The sequence below is a fragment of the Flavobacterium sp. ARAG 55.4 genome (assembly GCF_051846875.1).
Taxonomy (GTDB): domain Bacteria; phylum Bacteroidota; class Bacteroidia; order Flavobacteriales; family Flavobacteriaceae; genus Flavobacterium; species Flavobacterium plantiphilum.
This window is the reverse complement of record NZ_JBPYCT010000026.1, coordinates 1-10,437: the sequence shown is the minus strand read 5'-3', so window position 1 is coordinate 10,437 and position 10,437 is coordinate 1. Positions and strand designations below refer to the sequence as shown.

The 10,437-nt window shown below is 30.7% G+C and carries 11 protein-coding genes and 1 pseudogene; 5 read left to right on the top strand and 7 right to left on the bottom strand.

Going from position 1 to position 10,437, the window contains the following annotated elements; all coding sequences use genetic code 11:
* Positions 1 to 412 precede the first annotated feature (412 nt).
* Positions 413 to 784 carry a pentapeptide repeat-containing protein gene (locus ACSV4D_RS17875; RefSeq protein ID WP_439229350.1) on the bottom strand — a complete coding sequence of 124 codons (372 nt, stop codon included), beginning with the start codon at positions 782 to 784 and terminating at the stop codon, positions 413 to 415.
* Positions 785 to 921: 137 nt separating this feature from the next.
* Positions 922 to 1,716 carry an AraC family transcriptional regulator gene (locus tag ACSV4D_RS17870; protein ID WP_439229349.1) on the bottom strand — a complete coding sequence of 265 codons (795 nt, stop codon included), beginning with the start codon at positions 1,714 to 1,716 and terminating at the stop codon, positions 922 to 924.
* Between the two features lie 96 nt (positions 1,717 to 1,812).
* On the opposite strand from ACSV4D_RS17870, the gene ACSV4D_RS17865 reads away from it, so the two are divergent.
* The 5 genes from ACSV4D_RS17865 to ACSV4D_RS17845 all read left to right on the top strand — a co-directional run bounded on the left by ACSV4D_RS17865 (position 1,813) and on the right by ACSV4D_RS17845 (position 5,838).
* Positions 1,813 to 3,021: an MFS transporter gene (locus ACSV4D_RS17865; RefSeq protein WP_439229348.1), complete on the top strand. Its 1,209-nt coding sequence runs from the start codon at positions 1,813 to 1,815 to the stop codon at positions 3,019 to 3,021.
* 608 nt (positions 3,022 to 3,629) lie between these two features.
* On the top strand, positions 3,630 to 4,022 hold the full coding sequence (locus tag ACSV4D_RS17860) for a class I SAM-dependent methyltransferase (protein ID WP_439229347.1): 393 nt from the start codon (positions 3,630 to 3,632) through the stop codon (positions 4,020 to 4,022).
* A complete protein-coding gene (locus tag ACSV4D_RS17855; protein ID WP_439229346.1) occupies positions 4,019 to 4,387 on the top strand; it encodes a hypothetical protein in 369 nt (122 codons plus the stop codon). The genes ACSV4D_RS17860 and ACSV4D_RS17855 overlap by 4 nt, the downstream gene beginning before the upstream one ends.
* Positions 4,388 to 4,432: 45 nt before the next feature.
* On the top strand, positions 4,433 to 5,032 hold the full coding sequence (locus tag ACSV4D_RS17850; RefSeq protein ID WP_439229345.1) for a GNAT family N-acetyltransferase: 600 nt from the start codon (positions 4,433 to 4,435) through the stop codon (positions 5,030 to 5,032).
* 14 nt (positions 5,033 to 5,046) lie between these two features.
* Entirely contained in the window at positions 5,047 to 5,838 is a 792-nt protein-coding gene (locus ACSV4D_RS17845; RefSeq protein WP_439229344.1) for an SDR family oxidoreductase, read from the top strand.
* A 489-nt stretch (positions 5,839 to 6,327) separates the two neighbouring features.
* Here ACSV4D_RS17845 and ACSV4D_RS17840 read toward each other — a convergent pair whose 3' ends face one another.
* The 5 genes and pseudogenes from ACSV4D_RS17840 to ACSV4D_RS17820 form a co-directional block, all read right to left on the bottom strand.
* On the bottom strand, positions 6,328 to 6,495 hold the full coding sequence (locus ACSV4D_RS17840) for a hypothetical protein (protein ID WP_439229342.1): 168 nt from the start codon (positions 6,493 to 6,495) through the stop codon (positions 6,328 to 6,330).
* Positions 6,492 to 7,406 (bottom strand): helix-turn-helix domain-containing protein, encoded by a 915-nt coding sequence (locus tag ACSV4D_RS17835; RefSeq protein ID WP_439229341.1) that lies wholly within the window; start codon positions 7,404 to 7,406, stop codon positions 6,492 to 6,494. The genes ACSV4D_RS17840 and ACSV4D_RS17835 overlap by 4 nt, the downstream gene beginning before the upstream one ends.
* Positions 7,407 to 7,423: 17 nt before the next feature.
* Positions 7,424 to 8,233 carry an alpha/beta fold hydrolase gene (locus tag ACSV4D_RS17830; RefSeq protein WP_439229340.1) on the bottom strand — a complete coding sequence of 270 codons (810 nt, stop codon included), beginning with the start codon at positions 8,231 to 8,233 and terminating at the stop codon, positions 7,424 to 7,426.
* 646 nt (positions 8,234 to 8,879) lie between these two features.
* Positions 8,880 to 9,956 carry a putative glycolipid-binding domain-containing protein gene (locus ACSV4D_RS17825; protein ID WP_439229339.1) on the bottom strand — a complete coding sequence of 359 codons (1,077 nt, stop codon included), beginning with the start codon at positions 9,954 to 9,956 and terminating at the stop codon, positions 8,880 to 8,882.
* 223 nt (positions 9,957 to 10,179) lie between these two features.
* Positions 10,180 to 10,437 (bottom strand): annotated as a pseudogene (locus ACSV4D_RS17820) (SRPBCC domain-containing protein); the annotation flags it as partial.

The window sequence follows — 10,437 nt, the reverse complement described above, 5'->3', positions numbered from 1 at the left end:
CCGTTTCCATTTACTGCATTTTGTCCACCTATATAAATTGTCTTTCCGTTTCCTTCAGTCGTTATGATTTGAGAAAATGCGGAATTTTTTATAGTCCATCTGGATTTATATGTTCCATTTTATTCTCCATTGTTCATTGTTTTCAGCTTGCAGGTAACAAATGGACATAATCATTGATTCTATCCTACTTATAAGAACTAAAATAATAACTGTAAATGGGATTCTTAAAAAGTCAATTTGATTGATATGTTCTTTTATATTTTCCATTAACTAATGATTTGTTTTCAACCTCAATTACTATATGCTCTATAACAATTTTGAGAGCCTCAACTCTATTCTTTCAGTAAAGTCATTTGTGACGGCCTATCCTCAAGTTTTAGTATGGTGTTTTGCCAGTTATCATAGTTGTTTATTATGATAATAATATAACCTCCTTCAAATCTGCCTTTGCGTTTTTCAAAAACTCGTAAGTCATTTTATCTGCTTTACAATCGATAAACTTAACTCCTTTTATTTTTCTACCTTTATAAAAAGTATTGGTTAATACAGCATTTTGAAATGTTACTTTCTTGAATCTGCAATTATCAAAAGAACAGTTGTTAATATTTCCTTCAAAAACAATGTTTTCAAAATACATTTTAATAAAAGAGGTTTGATTCCAATCAGTTTTTATCACTTCTATATTTATAAAAGTTCCTGAAATAAACTTTACCTTAGATAAATTGGCATTTGAAAAATTACAGTTTTTGATGTGGTTTTGTGAAAATTCAGCCCCTTGTAACATACAATTTTGAAACTCATTATTTATCAGTTGTTACAAACTCTTTGTAAAACATTTACACAGTGAAAGAGAAATTTCGAATGTATTAATTATTTGTATAAAGGTTTTTAATTAATTAACATTTAACTATTTCACACATTTCAATCCTTATTTCCTAATATATAATTAGATGGTGTCTTTCCTAAATATTTTTTAAACATATAAATGAATGAGCTTGAGCTTTCGTAGCCTAAATCAAAAGCTATTTCTTTAATCGATTGTTGTTCTCCTAATCTTTTTATTGCTTCTAAAAGTTTTAAACGAATTCTCCAATCACTAAAATTCATACCCAATTCTTTGATGAATAAACGAGATAAATTTCGACTACTCATACATGAAATTTCAGCATAGTATTCTATCGTTTGCTTACTAGCAACATCGTTAAGTAAAAGCTGTACAACATTCTTTAATCTTACATGATTTGTTGTTGGTAAAAAAGTAATACTAGGTTGTATTAAAGTAACTTCATCTAAAAAGACCATCATAATTCTTTTTTCTGAAATTGAGACAGTATCAACTGTATTAAAAGAAATAATTTTAAATAGTAATTGTTTTAAAAAAGAGGAAATGTCAAATGAAAAAGTAGTTTTTGGTAATCCATCTGTAAAAGAAGGATCTATGAAGACACTATATAATTTGACATTTTTTTGAAAAGAAACTTGATGTTCTACTCCTCCTGGAATCCAAAGTCCTTGTAATGGATTCACTACCCAAATTTGGTTATTAACTACTACGTTCATTACACCAGTAGTAGCATAAAGAAGTTGTGCTCTTGGATGTGAATGTGATATACAAATAGAATTGGTTACCATTTCCGAATATCCTATTACAGGAAAATCTGAATTAATTTGAAAACCAAAATCAACTAATCGATATGTCTGATACTCGCTATTCATTGTCCAAATATGCCAATTCAGGCAATACATTTATTAGGATATTTGTGAAAAATAATTCAGCTATTATTTAAAAAAATAAACATAAAACAACCATTTATGAAAAGCATTAATACAAATACGGAAATAGCTCAAAAAACAATTTATTCCATACTTTTTACAATTAGTTTTTCTCATTTTATAAATGACTTATTACAAGCTGTAATTCCTTCTGTTTATCCATTATTCAAAGATAAATTTGATCTTAATTTTACTCAAATCGGAATGATTACTTTAATTTATCAAGTCACCGCATCTATTTTACAACCGTTTGTGGGCATGTATACTGATAAAAAATCCAAACCCTATTCCTTGATATTTGGAATGAGTTTTACCTTATCAGGATTGTTTTTTGCTTCTATTGCATCTAATTTTTATTATTTATTAGCCGCAGTGGCTTTAATAGGTATTGGTTCTTCAATTTTTCATCCTGAATCCTCAAGAGTAGCCCATTTAGCTTCTGGTGGAAAAAAGGGGTTAGCACAGTCAATTTTTCAGTTGGGAGGAAATGCTGGGAGTGCAGTTGGTCCATTACTAGCGGCTTTAATTGTAATTCCTTTTGGGCAATTACACATTATTTGGTTTTGCCTTATTGCATTAATAGGTGTTTTTGTTTTATATAAAGTAGCTATTTGGTATAGCATTCAGCTGGAATTAAAACAGCAAAATAAAATAGCTACTATAAAAACAGCAAGACATCATCTATCACAAAGAAAAATAACATTCTCATTGATGGTATTACTAGCTTTAATATTCTCTAAATATTTTTACTTAACCAGTATCACAAGTTATTATACATTTTTCTTAATAGAAAAATTCAATGTATCCATACAGGGATCACAAATTTATTTATTTACTTTTCTAGGTGCGGTAGCTGTCGGAACTTTAATAGGTGGCCCATTAGGGGATAAGTTTGGAAGAAAATATGTGATTTGGATTTCTATCTTAGGTGCGGCTCCTTTTACACTTTTGCTACCTTATGTGTCTTTATTTTGGGTTGGAATTTTATCCATTGTAATAGGATTGATTATCTCCTCTGCTTTTTCAGCAATATTAGTTTATGCAACAGAATTACTTCCAGGAAAAGTAGGTTTAGTAGCAGGACTGTTCTTTGGATTTGCTTTTGGAATGGGTGGTTTGGGTTCTGCTATTTTAGGAAAACTTGCTGATGAAACTAGTATTGTATATATATTTAAAGTTTGTGCCTTTTTACCATTAATTGGGATTCTAACAAGCTTTTTACCCAATATAGAAAGCAAAAAAGCATAGTTTGATTAACGCAAATTTTATTTTGAAATATAACACGAAAATGATTTAGAAGAAAGATGAAACATATAGCTATATATTGCTCTAATACAATTGATAAAAAACAACTAATACAACAAATTGAAAAAAATTTTCTTTCCCCATTCATTTGTAAACTTACTGAATTACAAGGAGAAGTTTATTCATCAATTACAATTGATAAGTTTATTAATGAAGCATATAAACACGATAAGATTTTTATTACCTCCTACCTTGCAATTATAAACATCAATATTGAACAAAAAAACTTATAATATTGGTATTCAATTAACTAATAAGAAACTAAGGAGAGACTAATTAGAACGGTTAGTGGTTATGTAAGCCTTCCCAATTTAGAACTGTTAGTAAATCCAAATATACAATTTTTGACCTCCTCCCTATAAACCGAGCAGTCTAAAGTAGAGTTTCGGGCGTTTTTCCGTTTTAAAATAGATTGGCTTTATTTTCATACTACTGTTTTAAAGCCAATCTATTTTAATATTTGTCTGATACTCGCTATTCATTGTCCAAATATAGTAATTGTGACTTAGTGATAAGTTTAGAACTTTGGAGAAAATTAAAATAATAGATTTATGGACACTAAAAAACATAATGAAAACATTGTAGAACAATTTTCAAAACAAGCAAGCGGTTATAGTGCGATAACTTCACATAGCGATGCTTTAGAAAAATTAATTTCAATAACGTCTGCTTCTAAAAAAGATAAAGTTTTAGATATTGCTTGTGGATCAGGTATTGTCTCGTGCGAATTTGCCAAACACACCAATCATGTAACAGGTATTGATATGACTCAAGGAATGCTTGATGAAGCTAAAAAATTACAAACAAAATTTAATCTTAAAAACCTTACTTGGCAAATAGGAGATGTAGAGAATTTACCTTATGAAGATAATAGTTTTTCAATAGTAGTTTCTAGATTTGGTTTTCATCATTTTTTAAATCCACTTAAAGTTTGTCTGAAATGAAAAGAGTCTGTAAACCCGATGGAGTAGTTATAGTTGTTGATGTTTCTTTACCAGACACTAAAATAAAAAAATACAATGAAATGGAGAGAAATAGAGATTGTTCTCATGTTGCTGCACTTTCATTAACCGAATTTTATCGTCTTTTTGAAAAAGTAGGTTTCAAAAATGTTAATACTGATTTTTATTCAATGAAAATTGGACTTAATGAGCAGCTTGAAGCATCTTTTCCGAGTAATCCAATAGCTTTAAAAGATATGATTGTTGCAGATGTTGGAGTAGATGATTTAGGAATAAATGTCACAGAAATTAATAATGAGTATTTTCTACATTATCCGATTCAAATATTTTTTGCAAAAAATAATTAAGAGGTTTTTTATATATTATTACGACAAAATTATGAAAAAACAAAAATGATTGACTTTCAAAAAGACTATATTTTAGAGAACGACAAAGTACTTTTAAGACCATTGGTTGAAAATGACTTTGATCAACTTTTACGATATTCTTTAAACGAATTGGATATTTGGGATTTCAATGCTTTTGGTGCAAACGGAGAAGATAATTTAAGGCAATACATCAAAACTGCTATTGAAAACAGAAAAAAACAAACCGATTATGTATTTGTCGTGATAGACAAATTGCAAAATAAAATGGTAGGTAGCACCAGATTTTATTTAATAAACCAGGTCACCAAAACATTGGAATTAGGCTACACTTGGTATGGAAAAGATCATCAAGAAACTTACATTAACAAAAATTCAAAATATTTATTGCTCGAATTTGCTTTAGAGCAATTAGGATACGAACGCGTAGCATTTAAAGCCAATATTGCTAATAAAAGAAGCATTAATGCTATGAAAAGCATTGGTTGTGTCGAAGAAGGAGTTTTGAGGAATTTTAGTTTTGACGCAAAAGGAAACCGAATTGACCTTATTGTATTGAGTATTTTGAAGGACGAATGGATTAATAATGTGAAATCCAATCTTCAAGAAAAAATAAACAGAAAATAAATTTTAAAAGAATTATGAACAGGATTTTAATTACTGGAGGAACTGGACATCTTGGGAGAAAAGTTGCTAAGACCCTTATATCGCAAAATTATAAAGTAGGAGTTTTATCAACTAAAACCTTCACGCCTACTAAAGAAGACAACATTACGTATTACATGGGTAACTTAGCCGAAAATACTGGACTGAAAAAAGCGACTAATAATGTTGATGTTGTCATACATTGTGCCAGTAACCCTAGGGACTTTCAACTGGTAGATGTTGAGGGTACAAAAAATTTATTAAAAGCAATTGGTAGTCGTGCTATAAAACACTTTGTTTATATTTCTATTGTCGGGGTTGATAAGAGCGACTATCCTTATTATCAGGCAAAACTTGAGGTGGAAAACTTAGTGTCAAATAGTGGATTTCCTTATACAATTGTAAGGACTACACAATTCCACAGTTTTGTAGTTAATTTGATACAAAATTTTATCAATGAAACGACTGACGATAAGTCTATTTTGAAAATCCCAAAAGAGTTAAAATTTCAATCCATTGGTACGCAAGAGGTTGCTGAATTATTAGCAAGAATATCTTTAGAATCGCCAAAAGGTTTACTTCCAGATTTTGGAGGGCCTAAAATACTTTCTTTTGAAAAAATGACTGATAGTTATTTAAAAGAATTCCACCCTAGCTGGGAAATACAAACGGAAATGACTAATGATATTCGGCATCAACTGTTTCGAACAGGCGTGAATCTTTCTCCAAATAATAATTTCGGGAAAGAAGATTGGAACACATTTATAAAAACAATCAACTACAAGTAGAAATGCCTCTCGCTTATATGTATAAAAAAAGTAGGGTAGGTAGTGTGTTTGAACAAAGGCTTGTGCGTGTATGAGAGGTCGCCATATTTTTAATTTGTATTTTTGAAAACAAGAAAATTAAAAATATGACTTCTTGCTAAACTGAAAATTTATCGCTTATTTACAGCCCTACTTTTAATCGTTGTACGTCGGCAAAGAGATAATTATTGATAACGCTCACTTTGCTTAAAAGAATTATAATTAATATCTACAAAGAAGTTAAAAAAATAATATTTAGTTCTTATGAAATTAGTTTGTATTGCAGGAAACTGCGGAAATGGAAAAACTACTGCAATTGAAATTAAGGCATGATACCTGACAAATTCAGGGATTGTTCTTTCCAGTTCTTTACCTTTTCGATGTATTGGTTACTTTCTTGACCTAAGATTGTTTTTAATTTATTTAAATTACAATTTGTGACCAATAGGAGACAATTGTTAAATTTTAATTTTATATTAAATTTTGATGTAAATCATTGATTGCATCTACAATTGAAATACCATACACTTTTAATATTTCAAAGCCTTGGTTATCAACTAAAGTTACCACATATTCATTTTTAATGTATTCAAACTTCAGATTTTTTAATTCTGAGAGGTTTATTTTTTCGTCTATCATAGTTGTTTATATGATAATAATGTAACCTCCTTCAAATCTGCCTTTGCATTTTTTAAAAACTCGTAAGTCATTTTATCTGCTTTACAGTTGATAAACTTAACTCCTTTCAATTTTCTGCCTTTATAAAAGGTATTGGTTAATACTGCATTTTGAAATGTTACTTTCTTAAATCTGCAATTATCAAAAGAACAGTTGTCGATATTTCCTTCAAAAACAATGTTTTCAAAATACATTTTAATAAAAGAGGTTTGATTCCAAACAGTTTTTATCACTTCTATATTTATAAAAGTTCCTGAAATAAGCTTTACCTTAGATAAATTGGCATTTGAAAAATTACAGTTTTTGATGTGGTTTTGTGAAAATTCAGACCCTTGTAACACACAATTTTGAAACTCATTATTTATCAGTTGAGAGTTTTGTATTTGACTGCTTTTTATTTCAGAATCTGTAAAATCACATCCATCAATATTGTTACCTCTTAATAGAAGACCTGATAATTCAGAACCGATAAATTTACAGCGTTTCATATTAGAGTTACTGAATTTATCTTTAAGGTTCTTCAAATCTGAAAAGTCTGCATCTACCCAATCCCCACTAGACATATCCCAATTTGAGCTATAGTCGTTATTGGAATGAGTACCTGAATCATTTGAAAGTAGCTTATTTGAATTTTGCTGTAGGTCGACTTTATGTGAGCCACTATTACTTTCATTAGAAAAATAGTTAAGATCTACATCAAAGACTTTAGCTAATTTATCCAACATTATAATATCAGGCATTGATTCACCACGTTCCCACTTCCCAATAGCTTGAGGGCTAATGGCTATTATATTCGCTAGTTTTGCCTGTGATAAATTAATGTTTTTTCGTGCCTCTAAAATTTTCAGACCTAAATGTTTTGAGTTATTCATAATAAAAGGATATAAATTTATTTAATGTTCTTGTTTAATGTTTGAATAGCATTTCCTATCGTTTTGTAATCTTTTGAGAGAATCTTTTCGTGATTGCTCTCTACCTGTTTAAATACTTTCAAATTTTCATTTTTTTTCAACAAGGGGTTGAGACTGTCACGCATGGCCTTAAATTCATGAGCTTCTCCGCCACGACTTTCGCCTGATGCAAAGACATACCATACTGGTATGTTGATATCTATAAGGGTTTGTTCTAATTTTGCGGAAATTTCATTTATTTCGATATTGATTTCCGCATGTTGTTTAGCACTCATTTTTGCAGCTAAACCAAATGGAGCAATTACAGGGAGAATCCATTTTAAGCGATTAAATAATTTATAAATACGCTTTTGAGATTCTTCACCCGTAAGCCCATAAGGTACAGCACTATCTATTGCTATTATTCCACGAGCTACTCCAGGATTTTTATTCACCCAATGCGTAGCTAAAATGGCTCCATACGACCAACCAACCAATATTGGATTTTTGATTTGTCTTGCCTTGATAATAGCTGTCAGGTCGCGCAAGCAAGCATCAAAGGAGTAATCCTTTGATTTCTTTGATTTACCACGGGCACGTTCATCATACAAAATGTGACGATAGTCTGTGCCAAGTTCTTGAATAACACGGTCCCAGTGTTTGAGGTTGGCATATGAGCCATTTAAGTAAATAATAACAGGGCCTAAACCTCCTGAATCTTGAAGATAAAGTTGAGTGTCTTCCACAGATATAAATCCCTTCCAAGGTTTTATATACTTTTTACTTGATTGAATTTTTAATAAGTTCATCTTATTACAATTTTGTTTATGCAAAAGTAGATTGCGCTGCCCAGTAATAAGAAATTTAATTGACTACGATGAGTTGTAAAAGGTCTCTTTTTAGTTGGATTCAACAACTAGTCGTTGTTTTCTGAACAATTGGTATGAATTGTTGAATATTTAATTAAGTAGTTCTAGGTTTATTTGAGTATTACCTTCACAATAGTTCAGTGCCAATTTTCTTTATTATCTCGTTCCAATATGCTTTCACTTAGATTCTCTGTACATCATTTAAAAGTTCCTCTTAATGGATGGCTATGGTTGTTTTTGACTCGTTTCCAATAACTCGAATTTGAACGGTTAACACGTTTCCCCAATGGGCAAGTCACCAATTCAAGCGAATGTGTGAATTTGCTTTAAAAACAAGACCTGTGAATAGAGGACAGCACAATATGTGGTCATAAAAATGAGCAATGGATTCTTCGTTATTTCATATGTTAATAGTTATAACTCTTGAATTTGGTGCTCTTTCATTCTTTTGAGCAACATTTTTTCTTTATCAGTTGATGTTTTTGAATTTCCTTTGATCCAATCCAAAATATACGGTTGCCGGGGTCAGGTTGTCCAATGGTTTGAAGTATCTCTATTGTTGTAGAAAAGACTTTCGTTTTGGTGTTTAATATTTTCGTGTTCCAAAGAACTCTGCTTGTAAAGTAAAAGTCTCTCCGTTATCGGTACTAATTTCTCCTTTCCAATGAAATGACTTGTTGGTTATGTTCTGAAATGTCCACCGCATTATATTTCCATCTTCATCGGTTCCTTCCTGTACAATATTACTTTTCTCTTTCCAACCATAAAGTTTACTTACTGAACTACTCACGGGATTGAACCAATAAACATACCATTTTTTTGATTTTGCGTCAAAATAACGTATGCTTGAACCATAACGAATTCTTGGCTGTTTTAGGTTTGGTGTTCTTAATAAACGCTTCGGGGCAATCCAAACATCTTGTACAGCTCTGCCTTCAAGTACATAGGCAAAATGCCATTCACCTTGTGATTTTATTATTTCATTGTTTTCTAAATAATCAACAGCTTCTACATTCCAACTTCCTATAAGCCAATCGTAAATATTATTTCCAGCAATTTCGTCACTTGCGTTATCTGAAATCAGTGAAGAAGCAAATCCTTCTTTCTGTCTTGCAGTAGCTTCATGCTCTGAAAACACTCTATGCCAAATACCTGGGTAATCTAAAACAAATCCTTGACTGTCAACTTTTAAGTTTGCAGTAAATCCGGAAGAAAGATTTTCATACTTGTAAACTCCATTTCCTAAATTGGTATATCGCTGTTTGGCAGGCGAAAAATTTTTGGTAGGTAATTCAAAGTAAACGACTTCTATTTCTTTTGATTCTCCAACTGCTAGACCCAGCCTATTGATTGGTAATGTGTTGGTAAAAGGGGTCAAGGCAATATCAATGTCTATACAGTTATCCAATTGTTCGAGGATTTTGCCTTTTTCATTGACCCAATGATTGTCTTTATTTTTTGTGAGTGAGATGTTAAACGTACTGTCTGATTGAAAATTGATGTTTACTGACTGAATTTCCCATTTTTTATTAATGTCAAGTTGATAATTTACATTCAATAATTTCCCCAATCCTTGACCTGTGATGTGTCCCTTAACTTCAATCGAGTCTTTAAAATTAATGGTGGTAAATTCGGTTGTGTTTACATAAGTGCTTTTCCACACTATTATTTTGTCTTGTGCTTACATATTTGAAAAATGTAATGTCAAAATTAATATTAGAATCTTTCTATTTTATGATAGTTATTGGTTGAGAGTTCGTTGTTTTCAGTTTTGGCTTTATTCGTTTTATCTTTTTGAACGTACAGCTTTAACTTTTTTCAAATTCTTATCAGCCGGTTATCAAAGAAATTCAGAATTGTGCCATAAATAATTTGTAAAGACACTATCACAACAGTTCTGCTCCAATTTTCTTTATTATCTCAGTCCAATATGCTTTCATTTCATTTCGCTGTTCGGTATTCAATAATTTCTCTCGATGGATGGCTATGGTTGCCTTAGTCTGATTTCCAATTACTCTAATTTGAATTGTTGACATATTTTCCCAATTTTTCGGTTTCCAATTCATTCGAATATGGGAATTTGCTTTAAAAACACGGACAAGACCTGTTATGCCATTTTCAGTTTCGAATTCTTTTTTAATTTC